An 18,475-nucleotide genomic window follows, 5' to 3' on the forward strand; every position below is an offset into this window, starting at 1 on the left:
GTCTCCTTCGGAACCCGGCCGGGTCAGCCGGGAACGGGGGTGTTGAAGAGGTCGAAGCTGCGCAGCGTGGTGTGGCGCAGCTGGATCTCGTGGCGGATCCGCAGACCGCACTCGGGCGGCAGCTCGACCGGCGCGGTGCCCAGCCGCCGGGCGACCAGGTGCAGGGCGGCGGCCGCCCAGGAGGCGTCGGCCAGGAACGGGTCGTCGCCGCCCTGGCTGTGCTGCCAGACCCCGAGCACCGCCGCGGCCGCCAGCAGCAGCGCGTAGCGGTCCAGCAGGGCGAAGCAGGCGGCCCCGACCGGCAGCGCCCGGTCGCCCGCGGTCATCGCGAGCACCCGGTCGCGCAGCTCGGCCAGCTCCGCGCTGAGCAGCCCGGCCAGCTCGCGCAGCGCCCGCTCGGCCGGACCGCGCCCGGGGATCCGCTCGGCGGCGGTGACCAGCGCGGCGCTCAGGCTGTCGCGCCCGCAGGCCAGGCTGAGCGCCGCCGTGTCCAGCGGCGGCAGCGCGCCGTGCGGTTCGAACAGCGCGGCCGGCGCCGGCTCCTCGCGGAACCAGGAGCGGGCCGCCAGCCGGGGCAGTTGCGGGATCACGGTGGCCTGGCAGGCGACCGTGCCGGCGTGGCCGAGGCTGAGCACCGGCACGTCGCGGATGTGCTTCTGGAAGATCCCGCGGTTGCCCTCGTCGGTGTGGAAGCCGGCTCCGAGCACGATCGACAGGTCGTACATGGTGGCGATCGGCAGCTGCGGCAGCAGGTACTTGAGCGCGGCCGAGTAGACGCTGGTCTCGGCCGGGCGCACGTGCAGCGCCCGGGTGGCGACCACCGCGAGGCTGTCGTAGAGCAGCAGGTTGACGAAGGCTCCGGTGAAGGCGGACTCGGTGGTGGCCGAGTCGTTGCCGGCGGTGCGCCGGCCGCGGGTGCGGTGCTCGCCGTCGAAGCTGAGGGCGGTGCGCAGGTTGGTGTCCACCGCCGCCACCGCCAGCGCGCTGACCACGGTGCGGCTGATCTGGAACGAGCGCAGCGCGGTGGCGATGCCGCTGCCCTGCGGGCCGAGCAGCGCCTCGGGCGGGATCGGGCAGTCGCGGAACTCCAGGCCCGCGAAGGTCAGTCCGCGCAGGCCGACGGCCAGGTGCCGAGGCAGGATGGTGGCGTGCTCGCGCGGCAGCTCGCCGGGGTCGAGCAGCAGCACCGAGTGGCTGCCGCTGCCCGGGGCCGGGTCGGTGCGGCAGAAGAGCACCAGCGCCTCGGCCCGGTCCAGGTTGCTGATCATCGGCTTGGCGCCGTTCAGCAGGAAGCCGCCCGGCGCCTGCCGGGCGGTCATCTGGCTGCGCACGTAGTCGTTGCTGTGCGCGGTCTCGTGCTGGGCGATGGTGGCCCGCGCGCCGCCGAGCAGCAGGCCGGCCAGCCAGCGGCGCTGGCGTTCGTCGCCGGTGGTCCAGACGTCGTTGGCGGCCATGTAGCTGAGCATCCCGTAGCCCATGCCGAGGCCCACGTCACGGCGGAAGACCGGCCGCAGCATCCGGACCAGGTGGTCCATCCGCTCCAGCCGGCCGCCCAGCTCGCGCGGCACGAACTCGGTGTGGAAGGCGAGTTCGTCCAGTACCGCCTCGCCCTCGGTGAACGGCACCGCCGCCCGGTCGGCGCGCATCAGGGCGGCGAAGCCGAGCGGGTTGCCGGGGTCGGTCGGATCGCCCAGGCGCTCCTCCAGTTCGGCGACCCGCCGCGACAGCTCGACCGGGGCGGCGAGCGGGATGGCGGCGGCCGGGGTCCGGGCGGTGGCGGGACTGATCACGGGCGGGCCCCCTCGGTCAGGACGGGCGGCAGCAGGTCGTCGCCCAACGCCACGGCGCGGGACCTGACCAGCTGGTGCACCGCCGGGGTGAGCACCTCGTACTCGCCGCGCAGTGCGCCCTGGAGGAAGAGCCCGCGCATCGCGGTGCGCTGGATCTTGCCGCTGGTGGTGCGCCGCACGGTACCCGCCGGCACCAGCAGCACGTTGCCGGCCGGGATGCTGAACTCGCGGCCGATCAGCGCCTGGATCGCGTGCGCCAGGGTGCGCAGCGCCTGCGGGTCGGGGTTGGCGCCCCTGACCTCCTGGACCAGCACCAGCTGCTCGCGCTCGGCCTCGACGGCGAAGGCCGCGCCGACGCCCAGGGTCAGCACCGGGCTGACGGTGCGGGCCGCCCACTCGATGTCCTGCGGGTAGATGTTGCGACCGTTGAGGATCACCACCTCCTTGAGCCGCCCGGTGACGAACAGTTCGCCGCCGTCCAGCGCGCCGAGGTCGCCGGTGCGCAGGAACGGGCCCTCGCCGTCGGTCGGCATGGCGCCGAAGGTGAGTTCGCTCTCGGTGGGCCGCTTCCAGTAGCCCCGGGCCACGCTGTCGCCGCGCAGCCAGACCTCGCCGACCGCGCCGTCGGGCAGTGCCTGACGGGTGATCGGGTCGACGATCCGCACCGCGAGGTCGACCACCCGGCCGCAGCCGACCAGGGTGCGGGCCGGCTCGCCGGGCGCGGCGGCGACCAGCCGGTCGCGCTCGAGTGCGGCCGGGTCCACCCGGCGCTCGGTGTGCCCGGTGCCGGGCTCGCCGCCGGAGACCACCAGGGTGGCCTCGGCCAGGCCGTAGGCGGGGAAGAGCGCCTCAGGGCGGAAGCCGGTGGCCGCGAAGCGCTCGGCGAAGGCGCCCAGGCTCTCGGCCCGCACCGGCTCGGCGCCGTTCAGCGCCAGCCGCCAGCGGGACAGGTCCAGGCCCGCCAGCTGCTCGTCGGTGATCCGGCGCACGCACAGGTCGTAGCAGAAGTTGGGGCCGCCGGCCACGGTGACGCCGTACCGCTCGATCGCCTGCAGCCAGCGCAGCGGGCGCCGCACGAAGGAGTCGGGGGTCACCTGGACCGAGCAGCTGCCGAGCAGCACCGGGTGCAGCAGGTGCGCGATCAGGCCCATGTCGTGGTAGTACGGCAGCCAGCTGCCGAACCGGTCCGCCGCGGTGGTGCGCAGCAGGGTGCGCAGCGACTCCTGATTGGCCATCAGGTTCCGGTGCGTCACCATGACCCCGCGCGGGTCGGCCACCGAGCCCGAGGTGTACTGCAGGAAGGCCAGGTCGTCGGGGCCGGCCGGCACCTCGCGCCAGTCCTCGGGATCGCCGAGGCCGGGCAGGTCGACGGCCAGGCAGACGACGTCCTGGCGGTTGGCGCGGGCCAGCCAGAGCGAGACCTCGGGGGCTCCCTCACTGTCCGTCAGGACCAGGGTGGCGCCGGTGTCCTTGAGCACCGAGGTGGTGCGGTGCAGGCGCTTGCCGTGCCCGCCGTCGCCCGGCATCGGGGCGGGCACCGCGACGGCGCCGGCGTAGAGGCAGGCGGCGAAGGCGGTCAGGAAGCGGGCGGTGGAGGTGTGCGCCAGCAGCACCGGGGCGCCGGTGGCCCCCATCGACTGCAGGCAGGAGGCGATCCGGCGGGCCTCGCGGTCGAGCTGACCATAGGTCAGATGCTCGGCCACCGGTCCGCCGAGCGCGTCGCGCAGCTGGATGTGCACGTCCTGCTCCGGGAGTTCGGCCGCCCGGGCGCGCAGCAGCCCGGTGAACGTCTCGAATCGCTCTGCTCGCTCTGCGGCCATCGCGCTGTCCCCCCGGTGCAGTTCGTCTGCTGTCGAGATGGATCCTCGCCCATCGGCGCTAAAGCGGCCCTTAAGCGTTCTTCGAGTGACGCTCAGGGGTGGTCAGGGGTGCTCGGCGGCCGGTTCGCGGGGTGATCCTCGGTCGCACCACCGGCCCCGCTCCGGTCGGTCCTGCCGAGCGCGCGACGCCGGGCAGCGCGACCGCCGCGGGCCGACCGGCCTCGACCGACCAGATGGGTGGAGTATGTCTGCTACCGACCTCCGGGTGAGAGCGGCCGAACTGCGCGCGGTCAAGGAGGACGCCGCGTTCGGACCCTCGCTGGCCGCCACCGAGGCCCAGCGCCGGCGCGGCAAGCTCACCGTGCGCGAACGCCTCGACCTGCTCTTCGATCCGGGCACCTTCCGCGAGATCGAGCAGCTGCGCCGGCACCGGGCCACCGGCTTCGGCCTGGAGGACCGCCGCCCGCCCACCGACGGCGTGGTGACCGGCTGGGGCAAGGTCGAGGGCCGCACCGTCTTCGTCTACGCCCACGACTTCCGGATCTTCGGCGGCTCGCTCGGCGAGGCGCACGCCGAGAAGATCCACAAGGTGATGGACCTGGCGCTGGCCGCCGGCGCGCCGCTGGTCTCGCTCAGCGACGGCGCGGGTGCCCGGATCCAGGAGGGGGTCACCGCGCTGGCCGGCTACGGCGGCATCTTCCGCCGCAACGTGGCCGCCTCCGGGGTGATCCCGCAGATCTCGGTGATGCTCGGCCCGTGCGCGGGCGGTGCCACCTACTCCCCCGCGCTGACCGACTTCGTCTTCATGGTCCGCGACATCGCCCAGATGTACATCACCGGCCCCGACGTGGTGCAGGCGGTGACCGGCGAGCAGATCACCCACAACGGGCTCGGCGGCGCCGAGGTGCACTCCTGCGTCTCCGGCGCCAGCGCCTTCCTCTACGACACCGAGCAGGACTGCCTGGCCGAGGTGCGCCAGCTGATCTCGCTGCTGCCCCAGAACAACCGCGAACTGCCGCCCCGGGTGCGCCCCGAGGACCCGGCCGGGCACTCCGGCGAGCGGCTGCTGGAGCTGGTGCCGGCCGACCCCAACCGCTCCTACGACATGCGCGCGGTCATCGAGGAGATCGTCGACGACGGCGACCTGTTCGAGGTGCACGCCGGCTGGGCGACCAACATCATCTGCGCGCTGGCCCGGCTGGACGGCCATGTGGTCGGCGTGGTGGCCAACCAACCCGCCTCGCTGGCCGGGGTGCTGGACATCCACGCCTCGGAGAAGGCCGCCCGCTTCGTGCAGACCTGCGACGCCTTCAACATCCCGCTGGTCACCCTGGTCGACGTGCCGGGCTTCCTGCCCGGCGGCGACCAGGAGCACGGCGGCATCATCCGGCACGGCGCCAAGCTGCTCTACTCCTACTGCGCCGCGACCGTGCCCCGGGTCCAGGTGATCCTGCGCAAGGCCTACGGCGGCGCCTACATCGTGATGGACTCGCGCTCGATCGGCGCCGACCTGTCCTTCGCCTGGCCGACCAACGAGATCGCCGTGATGGGCGCCGAGGGCGCGGCCAACGTGGTCTTCCGCCGCGAGATCGCCGCCGCCGACGATCCGGAGGCGGCCCGCGCGCACCGGGTGAAGCAGTACAAGCAGGAGCTGATGCACCCGTACTACGCGGCCGAGCGCGGCCTGGTGGACGACGTCATCGACCCCGCCGACACCCGGGCGGTGCTGATTGACGCGCTCGACGTGCTGCGGATGAAGCACGCGCCGCTGCCCGAGCGCAAGCACGGCAACCCGCCGTTCTGACCCCCGAAGGCCAACGATGACTCCGAACCCCGAGGCCGCCGTTCCCGAGGCCGCCGTTCCCGAGCCCGCGCTGATCCGGGTGCTGAGCGGCCACCCGGACCCGGCCGAGCTGGCCGCCGTCACGCTGGCCGTGCTGCTGCGCGCCCGCGCGGCGGCATCGTCGGCCGGCACCGCGACCGCGACCCGCCGCCCGCGCTGGCGGGCGACCGCCCGCGGCTACCGCCAGGCCGGCAGCTGGGCGACCGGCTGACCTGCCCGACTTCGACCACCCGCTGAGGGGTGCGCGGCGCCCCGCTAGGGGTTCTCGCCCCGCCCAGCCCGCCGCTAGCTTTCCAGCCGGAAGGTCGCGCGGCACGACGGTTCACCACAGGCGAAGGAAACCCTGATGACTATTCCGGCGGGCGACCAGCTCCAGGAGCAGGCGAAGACCGCCACATTCGTGTGGCAGATGAGCGAACTCGGCGATCCTTACGCCAAGTTGCTGCTGCGCCAGGTCAATCCCTACCGCTTCTGCGAGCAGGCGAGGGAACTCGGCCCGATCCACCGCAGCAAGGTCGGCCCGTGGGTGACCGCGGACCACCAGCTGGCGCTGACCATCCTGCGCGACCGCCGGTTCGGCGTGCGCCGCGCCGACGGCACCCGCGACCTGGCCCAGTTCACCTCGATGGACGACTCCTTCCTCAAGCTCGACCCGCCGGACCACACCCGGCTTCGCCGGATGGTCACCCCGTTCTTCGGTGCCCGCCGGTTCAACGCGCAGCGCCCGCGGATCGAGGCGCTCTGCCACGAACTGCTGGACGCCGTCGACACCGAGGCGCCGTTCGACCTGATGGACCAGCTGATCAGGCCGCTGATGAACACCCTGGTCCGCGACCTGTTCCAGGTCCCCGAGGAGAGCGCCGAGCGCTTCGACCGCAACTGCACCACCACCGGACGGGTCTTCGAGGGCTTCGCCTCCCCCGAGCAGTACGAGGAGCTGGAGGCCGCCGTGGCCGACCTGCGCAGCGTGCTGAGCGAGCTGGTGGAGCTGCGGGCCGCCGAGCCGGGCGACGACGTGGTCAGCGAGCTGCTCACCGCCTACCGGGGCGGCGGGGTCACCATGGACGAGGTGATCGGGGTGCTCGGGCTGCTCTCGATCGCCGGCACCGAGTCCACCTCGCACCTGATGGGCAACGGCGTGCTGGCCCTGCTGGAGCACCGCGACCAGTGGGACCTGCTGTGCGCCGACCCGGAGTTGGCGACCAGGGTGGTGGACGAGACGCTGCGCTACGACCCGCCGAACCAGCTGATCAGCCGGGTCGCGCACGTGGACGTGGAGCTGGCCGGGGCCCGGATCGAGGCCGGCGACTCGGTGGTCATCCTCACCGGCGGCGCCAACCGGGACCCCAAGGCCTACCCGGACCCGAACCGCTTCGACATCACCCGCGAGGGCGGCCCCGAGTCCCTCACCTTCTCCACCGGGATCCACTTCTGCCTGGGCGCGGCGCTGGCCAGGACGGCGGCGGAGATCTGCTTCCGGGTGCTGGTCGACCGGCTGCCCACGCTGCGCCAGGCCGGCCCGGTGCGCCGCCGGATGGCCTCCTCGATCCGCGGCCTGCACCGCTTCCCGGTGTCGGCGTAGCGATCGCCCCCCGGGGCCGCTCCCGGTCCGCTCCCGGTCCGCTTCCGCTCCGCTTCCTGACGAACCTCGGCCTCACGCACTCTGGATGGGATCATGGCAACCACCAATTCCTGGGACATCATCAACGACACCGGCGAGGGCGCACTGGTGCTCGCCGTCGACTACTCGGTCAACGGCCGCCGGGAGGCGGGCTTTCGCGACCTGTCCGCCAACCTCGGCGCGGGCGTGACGATCTGGGAGACGCTGGCCCCGCCGGTCGGCGAGGAGACCGGGATGACCGCCGACGACTACCTGGCCCGCTGGCTGGACGAGGTGCAGGCCAGCGGCCGGCCGGTGCAGGCGGTGCTCGGCTACTGCGCCAGCAGCGCCTTCGCCAGCGCGATCGCCGAAGGCGTCGCCGCCTGGCAGCCGCAGGCGCCCAAGCCGGTGCTCTTCGACCCGACCCCGGCCACCGCCTGGACGATCCTGCACTTCGGCTTCTTCAAGGTGATCGAGACGCTGACCGCCTCGCTCTCCGAGGTCGACGTGATCGCCGCCCAGAAGGCCGGCTTCGAGGCCGCCGCCCGCAACGCCGAGGACCTGGCGACCTTCCGCACCGAGATCGTCGAGATCTACCGCGAGCTGGGCGACAAGGCCTTCGAGAAGCTGGGCCTGAAGGCCGAGTTGGGCGAGCAGCTGGTGGCCTGGTTCCGCGGCTACGTCGGCTACCTGATCGCGGCCGGCGAGTACACCGGCAAGTTCGACCTCACCGGCACCACCGTGGTCTGCTCCTCGGCGCTCGAGGAGAGCCCCGGCGAGGTGGCGGCCGAGTACCGCTTCGACGTCGACCACGCGGACCTGCTGCGCGACGTCGAGGTCGCCAAGGCGGTTGCCGAGATCCTCGGCTGACGATCCGTCAGTCGAACGAAGCGCCGGGACTCCCGCCCCCAGGGGAGCCCCGGCGCTTCGGCGTGCCCGGGTCTCCGGTCGCTGCCGCGGGGTGCCCGGGTACCCGCCGCGCCATAAGGGGCCGGGCGGCGCCGGATAGGGGATCTGTGCCAACCCCCGCATTGCTAGCGTCACTTGCGGCAGCGCCAGTTGCCGACGCGCCCGCAGCGCTCCCCTTCTCGCCCCCTAGGAGCACGATGCCCGCCCCGACGGACCAGGAAATGGAAGAGTATCTCCAGACCTCGCGGTTCATCTGGTACATGGGCGCGCTCGGCGACCCGTACGCGCTGCTGCTGCGCGGCCAGGAGGACCCGTACGAGCTGTTCGAGCAGGTCCGGGCCCGCGGCCCGCTGCACCTGAGCCGGCTGGGCACCTGGGTCAGCGCCGACCACGCGCTGGGCAACAAGATCCTGCGCGACGGCCGGTTCGGCACCCGCCGGGCCGACGGCGCCCGGGTGGCGCCCCAGTTCTCCTCGCTGGACGACTCCTTCCTCAAGCTCGACCCGCCGGACCACACCCGGCTGCGCCGCCTGTCGATCCCGCTGTTCAGCCCGAAGATGATGGCCGGCTACCGCCCGCACGTCGAGCACGTCTGCAACGAACTGCTCGACCGGCTCGACCTGGAGGGCGGCTTCGACCTGGTCCAGGACTTCGCCAAGCACCTGCCGATCGCGCTGATCCGCGGCCTGCTGGGGATCCCGGAGGAGTACCGGGAGAAGTTCGACCGCTGCTGCCACGGCTCCGCCCTGGTGCTGGAGGGCTTCGTCTCGCCCGAGCAGACCGAGGAACTCCAGCTCGCGGTGGACGGCCTCTACGAGGTCTTCAGCGACATGATGGAGCTGCGCGCCGCCGACCCCGGCGAGGACGTGATCAGCCGGCTGGTCGCCGCCGAGCGGGAGGGCCTGCTGACCCGCTCGGAGTCGATCGGCGTCTGCGGGATCATCGCGGTGGCCGGCACCGAGACCACCACCAACCTGGTCGCCAACGGCACCCTGGCGCTGCTGGACCGCCCCGAGCAGTGGGACCTGCTGCGCGAGAACCCCGACCTGGCCCCCGGCGTGGTCGAGGAGACGCTGCGCTGGGACTCCCCCGCCCAGCTGGCCACCCGGGTCGCGCACGCCGAGGTGGAGATCGCCGGCCAGACGCTGCCCGAGGGCTCGCTGGTCGCGATCCTGACCGCGGCCGCCAACCGCGACCCGGCGGTCTTCAAGGACCCGGACGTCTTCGACATCACCCGCAACTCCAAGACCGAGCACCTGGCCTTCTCCGGCGGCCCGCACTACTGCCTGGGCGCCCCACTGGCCCGGATGGAGGGCGACGTCGCGTTCCGCACCCTGGTGGACCGGCTGCCCCAGCTGCGCCAGACCGGCCCGGTGGACCGCTGGGTCTCCGCCTCCGCGCGCGGCCTGCGGCACTTCCCGGTCGCGGCCCGCTGAACCCCCGAACGCCCTTCGGGACACCCCTTACTGAGGACTGAGGACGGAGAACGGGGACATGGAACCTCGCGAGAACACGCCCGCGCCGCGGCCGGTGGCGCCGCGGCCGGTGGACCTGCCGGTCACCCGCAAGGAAGAGGCGATGTGGCTGCTGGAGCGGCTGGTGCCCGGCAGCAACGTCAACAACGTGCCCGGCGCCACCGTGCGGGTCGAGGGACGGCTGGACCAGCAGTTGGTGCTGGCCTCGGTGAACGCGCTGCTGCACCGCCACCCGGTGCTGCGCACCGTCTACACGGCCGAGGGGACCACGCTGCGCAAGGCGGTCCTGGCACCCGAGCAGGCCACCCTGCCGCTGCTGGCCCGCACCGTGACGGAAAGTGAACTCGCCGAGGCACTGCGCGAGTTCGTGGTCCGCACCTTCCCGCTGGACGGCAGCCCGCTGGTCCGCCTGGCGCTGTTCTCGACCGAGCGGGCCGACGTGCTCTGCCTGGCCGTGCACCACCTGGTCTTCGACAACACCTCCAGCACCGTCTTCCTGGAGGAGCTGGCCCACGTCTACGACCTGGCCGCCGCCGGGCAGGACCTGACGGCGATCCCGGTCGAGGAGGTGCCGACCTTCGAGGAGCGGCAGCCCGACGGGAAGAGCCTGGCGTTCTGGCGGACCCAGCTGGAGGGCTTCGACCCCGACAGCGGCGAGCTGTGGCTGGGCAGCCGCCCCGGCGGCTCCGGCACGCTGGCCGGCGACCACGTCACCCACCCGCTCTCCGCCGAGGCCTCGGCCGTGCTGCGCGGCGCCCAGCGCGCGCTGCGGGCCCCGGACGCGGTGGTCCTGCTGGCCGCCTACTTCCTGCTGCTCGCCCGGCACGGCGCGGGCCCCGACTTCGCGGTCGGCCTGCCGGTCAACATCCGTGACCAGAAGGTCCAGCGGACGATCGGCTACCACGTGAACATCCTGCCGCTGCGCACCACCGTCGACCTGAAGCTCAGTTTCAAGGACTTCGTCCGCCAGGTCCGCGACGCCTTCCTGGAGGCGGTCGCGCACGCCGACGCCCCGGTGGACGTGCTGCTCGCCGACGCCCCGCGGATCGAGGCCACCTGGCGCTCCGCGCTGTTCCGGCACGTCTTCAACTTCCTTCCCGGGCGCGGCACTCGGGAGTACCGGATCGGCGGGATGCCGGGCCGCCTGGAGATCGTGGAGACCGGGAGCAGCAAGTTCGACCTGGAGTTCCTGATCGTCCCGATCGGCGAGGGCTACGAGATCAAGGCGATCTACTCGACCGACGTGCACAGCGCCGAGGAGGTGGAGCTGCTGCTGCGCCGCTACGACGAGCTGCTCACCGGGCTCGGCGGCGCGCCCGAGCTGCCGCTGGCGGCCGTGCCGGCCTGGTCGGCGGCGGACCGCGCGGTGCTGGGCCGCGAGGTGCTCGACCGCGACGCGCAGGACCGTGAGGCGCTGCGCCGCGAGGTGCTGGACCGCGAGACGCTCGGCGCCGCGGCCGTCACCGCCTTCGACGGCCCCGGCCTGATCCCGGCGCTGGCCGCCCGGGTGGCCGCCGAGCCGACCGCCGTCGCCGTCCAGGAGCCGTCCCGCTCCACCAGCTACCGGCAGCTGTGGCAAGCCGCGCTGGCCACCCGCGAGCTGCTGGTGGCGCACGGCGTGGGCAGCGCGGACCTGGTGGGCATCGTCGCGCCGCCCGGCGCCGAGCTGGTCGCCGCCGCGCTGGGCGTCTGGCTGGCCGGCGCCGCGTATGTCGCCCCGGGCCCGCAGGAGGTGGCGGCGGACGTGAAGGTGCTGCTGGCCGCCCCCGGCGCCGCGCGGCTCGCGGCGCCGACCTGCCTGCCGCTGGTGGAGCTGACCGACGCCGACTTCCCCGAGCCGCTGGCGACCACGCCCGACCCGGACTCGGCCGCCACCACTGACCTGACACACCGTCAACTCTCGGTACTCCTGTCCCACTTCAGCACCGAACTGGCCGGCCCGGTGGACGCCGTGTGGCGCTCGCCACTGGCGGCCGAGGGTGCACTGCTCGAGGTCTGGCTGCCGCTCGCCACCGGCGGGCGGATCGTGCCGGCCGGCGCCGAGCCGGAGCTGGCGGCCACCCTGGACGCCCACCCGGGCGCGCTGCTGCAGGCGCCCGCCACCGACTGGTGGCGACTGCTCGCCACCGTCGAGGGACGGCTGCTGGACCGTCCGGTGCTGGTCGGCGGGGCGGGTCTGAACCACGCGCTGGCGACCCGGCTGCGCTCGGCCGGCGCCCGCCCGCACGCGGTGCGCGGCTGGTGGGGCGCGGCACCGGTGAAGGCGGACGCGGAGGCCGTGCTCCGCCCGCTGACCGGAGTGCGGGCCAAGATCACCGCCCCGGACGGCAGCGCGCTGCCGATCGGCGTGCGCGGCGAACTCCTGGTCGGCGCCGGGTCGGAACCCCTCTCCCCCACCGGCCTGCTGGGCCGCTGGACGCGCGGCGGCGAGCTGGCGGTGCTCGGTGACCTGGGGCGCCGGCTGCGGCGCAGGGGCGGCGCGGTTCAGCCCGAGCAGGTCGAACGGCTGCTGGCCGAGCACCCGTCGGTGGCAGCCGCCGCCGTGCTGGAGCTGCCCGGCCCGGCCACCGCACCGCCCGGCTCCGCGACGGCCGAGCCCGTGCTGGCGGCCCTGGTCCAGCGGATCCCCGGTCTGCGCCAGGACGACCCGCAGCTGATCGCCGAACTCCAGGACCTGACCACCGCCCGGCTGCCGCACGCCGCCGTCCCCGACCGGATCGCGGTCCTGCCCGCGCTGCCGACCAGGGCGGACGGCTCGCTCGACCACGCCGCGCTGCCCGCCGCGGCCACCGAGGCGCTCTCGCTGGCGGGTGAGCGGAGCAGCGAGCACCTGCCGCTGCTGGTCGGCCTCTGGCAGGAGCTGATCGGCCGTCCGGACCTCGACGCGGACGCCAACTTCTTCGCCAGCGGCGGCCATTCGCTGCTCGCCGCGCAGCTGGTGCAGAAGGTGGAGGAGCGCAGCGGGATCCGACTGAAGCTGGCCGACGCCTTCGAGCACCCCACCCCCGCGGCGCTGGCGACCCGGATGGCCGCCGTGGCACGGACGGCCTGACCGGCTCCGCTCGCCTCGATCTCCTCTTCCACTCCGCCTTCCAGGAGGACCCAGCTGTGGCAGGACCCGCGCCCCACCCCTCGCCGGACTGGAATCCGGCTCCCCACCCGCCGACCCGCGGGCAGACCGTGCACGAGCTGTTCGACTGGTGCGTCGAGCGCTGGCCGGAGGCCGTCGCGGTGCGCCACGGCGCCCGCGAGGTCTGCTACGCCGAGCTGGCCGAGGCCTCGTACGACTACGCCGCCGAGCTGGAGCGGCTGGGCGTCGGCCCCGGCAGCCTGGTCCCAGTGCTGATGCCCCGCTCCCCCGAGTTCCTGGCCGTCCTGCTCGCCGTGCTGCGGCGCGGCGCCGCCTACGCCGCGCTCGACCCGCGCTGGCCCCGCCCCCGGCTGGACGGCCTGCTGGAGCGGCTGGCCGGCCCGGTGCTGGTCACCACCGAGCCGGGCCCGTGGGCCAAGCCGACCTGGACCCCGCCCGCCGTGGACGCGGTCGAGGGCGGCCGGCGCCCCGGCGAGGTCACGGTGACCGGCGACGACCCGAGCGCCGTCTTCTTCACCTCCGGCAGCACCGGCACCCCCAAGGGCGTGCTCACCGCGCACCGCGGCAACGTGCGTCTCTTCGACCGCTGGGCGTTCGCCCCGGTCGGCGAGCGGGCCGTGATGCCGCAGTCGCTGGCCGCCACCTGGGACGCCTTCGGCCTGGACTCCTGGGCCGTGCTGCTCGGCGGCGGCACCATCGTGATCCAGCAGGACTCACTCGAACTGGCCCGCCGCCTGCGCGAGTTGATCGCCGATGAGTCCGTCGACACGGTCTTCCTACCGACCGCCGTCTTCCACCTGGTGGTCGACAGCGACCTGGACGCCTTCACCGGCCTGAAGGTGCTGGGCACCGGCGGCGAGCGGCTCTCCGCCACCCACGCCCGCCGGTTCCTCGAGCGCCACCCCGGCATCCCGCTGCACAACATGTACGGCCCGGTGGAGTGCACCATCGCCGCCACCGGCCACCTGGTCACCCTCGCCGACTGCGACGAGGCCACCGGCATCCCGATCGGCCGCCCCTACGACAACACCGCCGTGCACATCCTGGACCCCGAGGGCCGGCTCTGCGCCGTCGGCGAGAGTGGCGAGATCCACCTGTCCGGCGCCGGCCTGGCGCTCGGCTACCTGGACGACCCCGAGCTGACCGCACAGCGCTTCAGCACCCTGCCGCTGGGCCCGGACGGCGCGCCCGTCCTGGCCTACCGCACCGGCGACCTGGGCCGCTGGTCCGAGCAGGGCGTGATCCACTTCGAGGGCCGCGCCGACCGCCAGGTCAAGCTGCGCGGCTTCCGGATCGAGCTGGACGACGTCGAGCAGGCCGCCCGCACCACCACCGGTGTCGGCAGCTGCGCGGTCGTCCCGCTGACCGGCCCCGACGGCGCCTGCGAGGACCTCAGCCTCTTCTACGTCCCGGCGGGCGAGGGCGGTCTGACGGAGAATCAGCTTCGCACGGCGCTGACCGCCAAGCTCCCCGGCTACCTGGTCCCCGGCCAGATCCACCGCCTCGAGCAGCTCCCCGTCCTGGAGGACCGCAAGGTCGACCGCCACACCCTCACCGCCCTCGCCGTCCGCCTGCGCACCCAGGGCGCCGACGGCGACGCCCCGCGCGGCGCCACCGAACAGCTGCTCGCCGACCTGTTCCGCGAGATCCTCGGCATCGCCGCCGTCCCCCGCGACATCTCCTTCTTCGCCCTCGGCGGCACCTCCCTGACCGCCGCCCAACTCGCGGGCCGCCTGGAGCAGCAGTTCGCGGTCCGGCTGCGCCTCGCCGAGATCTTCGACGCCCCCACCGTGCGCGACCTGGCGACCGTGCTGGACGCCCACCCGGCACCGGTCGACTGAGCCGTCCCGCGCCGGACGCGTCGAGGCCCCGCCGAGTGGCGGGGCCTCAACGCGTCCGCGGGTCCACCGCCGTTCACCTGCAAGCGACCTGATCGGTGGTCAGACCGCGTCGGCGGCCGCCCGCCAGGTGGCGCGGAGCCGCGCGCCGAGATCGCCGGCCTGGCGAAGACCCGCCTGGTAGGCCGGCTCCCAGGCCGCCGGGTCGCCCAGGTCCGAGCCGAAAGCGCGCGCCGAGGCCGGATCGGGACCGATGGTCAGCACGGTGCCCAGCGCCGCCGACTCCTGGTCCAGCGGCTCATGGGGACGCAGGTGCGCCATCGGCTCGACCACGACCAGCGTGCGGGCGCCGGCCGCGAGATCGGCGTTGGTGCCCGACCGCAGCGCACCGTCCATGTACCGCCGGCCGTTGATCGCGACCGGCGGCGCGGCCCCGGGGAAGGCACTGCTCGCCGCGACCGCGGACACCAACGGCACGCCGCTGTCGCGGTCCCACACCGCCGGCTCACCCGTGGTCGCGTCCACTGCGGGGATCACCAGCCGCCGCTCCGGCCACGCCTCCGCGCCGATCAGGGCGGCGCGCCCCGCGATCAGCGCCTCCTCGGCCCGGGGGTCGGTGCCGTCGAGCGCGAGCCGGCCGACGCGGCGCCTGGCCTCCCCCGGTTCCAGACCGCGCTCGCCGAGCACCGCGAACACCGCGCCCATCCGCTCGGGATCCGCCGTGAGCCGGTGAGCGGCCAGGCGAGCCGGACTCGCGAGGCGCCCCGGGTCCTGCCCGGTGGCGAGCAGCGCTCCGACGATCGCGCCGGCCGACGTCCCGACGATCAGGTCGGCCTCGCCCAGATCCACGCCGTCGCGGCGCAACCCGTGGGCCAGCCCCGCCATCCAGGCCGTACCGGTATGCCCCCCGGGCCCCAGGACGAGCGCTCGGTCGAAGGTGTACATGGCGATCTCCCCCTCGTTGTTGAAACAGTCGTACCATATACGTCGGAGCCCTGTTTCGGCTCCGGAACTGCCGAGAGGAGAGCCGCCGTGGGGCGCCCCGCAGATCCCGACCGTCGCGACCGCACCCTGGCGCGGGCCACCGACTACGTGCTGGCGCACGGCCTGGCCGGACTGAGCCTGCGACCACTGGCCGCGGCCCTCGACACCAGCCCCCGGATGCTGCTCTACGACTTCGGCAGCAAGCAGGAGTTGGTCGCGGCGGTGCTCGCCGAGGCCCGCCGCCGGGGCGCGCTGCGGCTGGCCGGGCACCAGCCGCCGAGGACGGGCTCCGCGCAGGAGCGGCTGCGTGACATCTGGGCGTGGATCAGCGCGGACGAACGCGCGCCGTTCGTCCGGCTGTTCTTCGAGGTACACGCCGACGGCCTGGTCCACCCCGAGGCCTACCCCGACCAGGGCCAGGCGATCACGGACTGGTTCGGCACGCTCGGTGCCACCTTCCGCGACGTCTCCACCGGTCCTGACGACGTCGTCACGCCCACGCTGGTCATGGCCGTGATCCGGGGCCTGCTGTTCGACCTCACCACCACCGGCGACCGCGAGCGCACCGATCACGCGCTGGACCGCTTCGCCGAGCTCCTGGGCCGCGCGTGATGAAGGAGATACCCCCTTTCAGCACCAGGAGCTGGGCCCCTGTCGGCCCTGCTCGGCCCGGTCGCGAGCCACCGGCCGGCTACGGTTTGCGGGCCAGTGCGCAGGAGATCAGCTGCTCCCACACCGTCAACTCGGGCCCGCCCACGCCGTTGTCGGCGCCGCCGTCCCCCGGCGCGGGGTCCGGCCGCCACAGCGAGCAGTAGACCAGCCCCGGTTCGAGCAGCTCGAGGTCACCGAACAGGTCGATGATCTCCTCGTCGGTGCGCCAGCGGCCGCGGCCCAGACTGCCCTGCAGCTTCTGTTCCACCACCCGGGTCTCCCCGTTCTCGCCGGAGCGGAAGTGGGAGATGTAGAACCGACTGCCCGAGGGCACCCGGTCCGCCCACCAGCGCACCGGCTCGGCGGGCCGCTCGGCATCGTTGAGATGGTGCAGGACCCCGCTGAAGATGACGCCCACCGGCTCGTCGAAGTCGATCAACTCCCGTACGCCGGAGTCGTGGTAGATCACCTCCGGTTCGCGCAGGTCCGCCTGGACCACCGTGGTGCGGCCGTCGGCGGCCAGCAGGACACGGCTGCGGGCCACCACGCCCGGATCGTTGTCGACGTAGGCGACGCGCGCTTCGGCATTGTGCCGCCGGGCGACCTGATGCACGTTGTCGGCGGTCGGCAGCCCGCTGCCCAGGTCGACGAACTGGGAGATGCCGTCGCGGGCCATCGCACCCACGGCGCGAATCAGGGCCTGGCGATTGGCCAGCGCGATCGCCGGCGAACCGGGCAGTTCCTTGATGAAGATGTCACCGATCTCGCGGTCCACGGCGTAGTTGTCCTTGCCGCCGAGCAGGTAGTCGTAGACCCGGGCGATGCTCGGCTTCGACTGGTCGTCCGCTGTGGCGCGATCCGTCATGGGAACCAACTTCCTGCCCCCCGGACTGTTGTGACTTCAATCGTAGGGGAACCATCCCGGCCGAGGGCTTCCACCAACGGGTGATGTCGCGTGGAATCGGCGCACTTGCGGAGTCGCGACAGGCTGCGAGCAGCGACGAACCGGGCAGGCCGGCTGGTCTGGGGCTAGCCGGCGGGCATTCCCGCCGAGGCGTCCTCCAGCGTCCCGCGCAGCAGGGCGAGGGTGGAAGCCAACCGCTCCAGGGAGCCGGTTGTCAGCGGCTCGGCGAGCCAGGAGCGCAGCCCGTCCTCGAACGTGGGCGTGGCAGCGGCCAGCAGTCGGCCGCCATCGGGGGTCAGTTCCAGCAGGGACGAGCGGCGGTTGCTGGGATTGGGTCGCCGGACCACCCAGCCGGCGGCCGCCAAGCGGTCAACCGCCTTGCTGGTCGCCCCGACGGTGATGGCGGCCTCCTCGGCCAGGTCGTTGACCCGGCAGTCGTCCCGACTGTCGATGATGCGCAGGAACTCGAACTGGCCCATCGTCAGACCGTGTTCGACGCGCAGGTGTTCGCCCAGCGCGTTGTAGAGCCTGGTCTCGTAGCGGACGAGGTCCGTGAACACCCGTGTGAGGCCGGTCACACTCTGCTCCAGATTCGTGGGAATGACATTCCTAGGAATATAGTTCCTAGTGAAGAACAGCACTTCACCTGGAGGATCACATGAGCAAGGAACAGCGCGCGACAGTCGACGCCCTGATGCGGCAGGCCCCGTTCGACGGCAGCCTCCCGCCGGAGCGACTGCGCAAGGACTTCGAGGCCCAGATGACCTCGGGCCCGGCCCCGGCCGGGGTGACCGTCACCCCCTCCGTCCTCGGCGGGCGTCCCGCCCTGACCGTCGAGCCCGAGGGCAGCCCCGCCACCGGGACGATCCTCTACTTCCACGGCGGAGCCTGGGTCTTCGGCTCACCCGCCACGGCCCTGCAACTCACCGCCGCGCTGGTGCGCCGCACCGGCGTCCGCGCCGTCTCGCTCGACTACCGGCTCGCCCCCGAGCACCCCTTCCCGGCTGCCATCGAGGACGGCCTCGCCGCCTACCGCGACCTGCTGGACCAGGGCGTTCCGGCCGAGCAGATCGTCCTGGCCGGGGAGTCGGCCGGCGGCGGCCTCACCATCACCACCCTGCTCACCGCCCGCGATGCCGGACTGCCGATGCCGGCCGCCGCGGTCGCGTTCTCCCCAGGCCTGGACGCCACCCGCTCGGGCGAGAGCATGACCACCAAGCACGACGCCGACCCGCTCTTCACCCGCGCGGACCTGACCACCGTCTTCGCCCACTACCTGGCCGGACAGGACCCCGACCAGCCGCTGCTGAGCCCGGCCCTGCACGCCGACCTGACCGGGCTGCCCCCGCTGCTGCTCCAGGCCGGCTCCAACGAGGTCCTGCTGGACGACTCCACCCGGTTCGCCGTCCGGGCGGCCGCGGCCGGCGTCGACGTCCAGCTCGACATCACTGCCGACGTCCCCCACGTCTTCCAGGCCTTCGAGGGTCTGCTGGACGAGGCCGACGCCGCCCTGGCCCGCGCCGCCGGCTTCATCACCGCCGCACTGGCCCGCACCTGAACCGTTCCTCGA

General features: G+C 73.6%; 14 protein-coding genes. 9 read left to right on the top strand and 5 right to left on the bottom strand.

Features of this window, described 5'->3' with window-relative positions; all coding sequences use genetic code 11:
• Positions 1-23: 23 nt before the first annotated feature.
• Together OG403_RS07325 and OG403_RS07330 are read right to left on the bottom strand one after the other, a co-directional pair.
• Complete coding sequence (locus tag OG403_RS07325; protein WP_329562422.1) at positions 24-1,790, bottom strand: acyl-CoA dehydrogenase; 1,767 nt, start codon at positions 1,788-1,790, stop codon at positions 24-26.
• On the bottom strand, positions 1,787-3,610 hold the full coding sequence (locus OG403_RS07330; RefSeq protein ID WP_329562424.1) for a fatty acyl-AMP ligase: 1,824 nt from the start codon (positions 3,608-3,610) through the stop codon (positions 1,787-1,789). The genes OG403_RS07325 and OG403_RS07330 overlap by 4 nt, the downstream gene beginning before the upstream one ends.
• A gap of 244 nt (positions 3,611-3,854) precedes the next feature.
• On the opposite strand from OG403_RS07330, the gene OG403_RS07335 reads away from it, so the two are divergent.
• From OG403_RS07335 to OG403_RS07365, 7 genes are all read left to right on the top strand, one after another.
• Positions 3,855-5,414: an acyl-CoA carboxylase subunit beta gene (locus OG403_RS07335; RefSeq protein WP_329562426.1), complete on the top strand. Its 1,560-nt coding sequence runs from the start codon at positions 3,855-3,857 to the stop codon at positions 5,412-5,414.
• Between the two features lie 16 nt (positions 5,415-5,430).
• Positions 5,431-5,664, top strand: a complete 234-nt coding sequence (locus tag OG403_RS07340) for an acyl-CoA carboxylase epsilon subunit (RefSeq protein ID WP_329562428.1) — start codon at positions 5,431-5,433, stop codon at positions 5,662-5,664.
• 135 nt (positions 5,665-5,799) lie between these two features.
• Complete coding sequence (locus OG403_RS07345; RefSeq protein ID WP_329562430.1) at positions 5,800-7,035, top strand: cytochrome P450; 1,236 nt, start codon at positions 5,800-5,802, stop codon at positions 7,033-7,035.
• A 93-nt stretch (positions 7,036-7,128) separates the two neighbouring features.
• Entirely contained in the window at positions 7,129-7,923 is a 795-nt protein-coding gene (locus OG403_RS07350; protein WP_329562432.1) for a hypothetical protein, read from the top strand.
• Between the two features lie 260 nt (positions 7,924-8,183).
• Positions 8,184-9,398: a cytochrome P450 gene (locus tag OG403_RS07355; protein WP_329562434.1), complete on the top strand. Its 1,215-nt coding sequence runs from the start codon at positions 8,184-8,186 to the stop codon at positions 9,396-9,398.
• Between the two features lie 58 nt (positions 9,399-9,456).
• Entirely contained in the window at positions 9,457-12,489 is a 3,033-nt protein-coding gene (locus OG403_RS07360) for a condensation domain-containing protein (RefSeq protein WP_329562436.1), read from the top strand.
• 56 nt (positions 12,490-12,545) lie between these two features.
• Positions 12,546-14,369, top strand: coding sequence for a non-ribosomal peptide synthetase (locus OG403_RS07365; RefSeq protein ID WP_329562438.1), 1,824 nt, complete (start codon positions 12,546-12,548; stop codon positions 14,367-14,369).
• Between the two features lie 99 nt (positions 14,370-14,468).
• Here the strand turns inward: OG403_RS07365 and OG403_RS07370 are convergent, their stop codons facing one another.
• On the bottom strand, positions 14,469-15,311 hold the full coding sequence (locus OG403_RS07370) for a patatin-like phospholipase family protein (protein ID WP_329562440.1): 843 nt from the start codon (positions 15,309-15,311) through the stop codon (positions 14,469-14,471).
• An 87-nt stretch (positions 15,312-15,398) separates the two neighbouring features.
• Here OG403_RS07370 and OG403_RS07375 point away from each other — a divergent pair, with 87 nt between their 5' ends.
• Positions 15,399-15,962: a TetR family transcriptional regulator gene (locus OG403_RS07375; RefSeq protein ID WP_329562441.1), complete on the top strand. Its 564-nt coding sequence runs from the start codon at positions 15,399-15,401 to the stop codon at positions 15,960-15,962.
• 79 nt (positions 15,963-16,041) lie between these two features.
• Here the strand turns inward: OG403_RS07375 and OG403_RS07380 are convergent, their stop codons facing one another.
• Both OG403_RS07380 and OG403_RS07385 read right to left on the bottom strand, forming a co-directional pair.
• Positions 16,042-16,866 (bottom strand): SAM-dependent methyltransferase, encoded by an 825-nt coding sequence (locus OG403_RS07380; RefSeq protein ID WP_329562443.1) that lies wholly within the window; start codon positions 16,864-16,866, stop codon positions 16,042-16,044.
• 164 nt (positions 16,867-17,030) lie between these two features.
• Positions 17,031-17,483 (bottom strand): MarR family winged helix-turn-helix transcriptional regulator, encoded by a 453-nt coding sequence (locus tag OG403_RS07385; RefSeq protein ID WP_329562445.1) that lies wholly within the window; start codon positions 17,481-17,483, stop codon positions 17,031-17,033.
• 80 nt (positions 17,484-17,563) lie between these two features.
• Here OG403_RS07385 and OG403_RS07390 point away from each other — a divergent pair, with 80 nt between their 5' ends.
• Positions 17,564-18,463, top strand: coding sequence for an alpha/beta hydrolase (locus OG403_RS07390; RefSeq protein ID WP_329562446.1), 900 nt, complete (start codon positions 17,564-17,566; stop codon positions 18,461-18,463).
• Positions 18,464-18,475 lie beyond the last annotated feature (12 nt).

This window comes from Kitasatospora sp. NBC_01266, assembly GCF_036242395.1.
In the GTDB taxonomy this organism is placed as follows: domain Bacteria; phylum Actinomycetota; class Actinomycetes; order Streptomycetales; family Streptomycetaceae; genus Kitasatospora.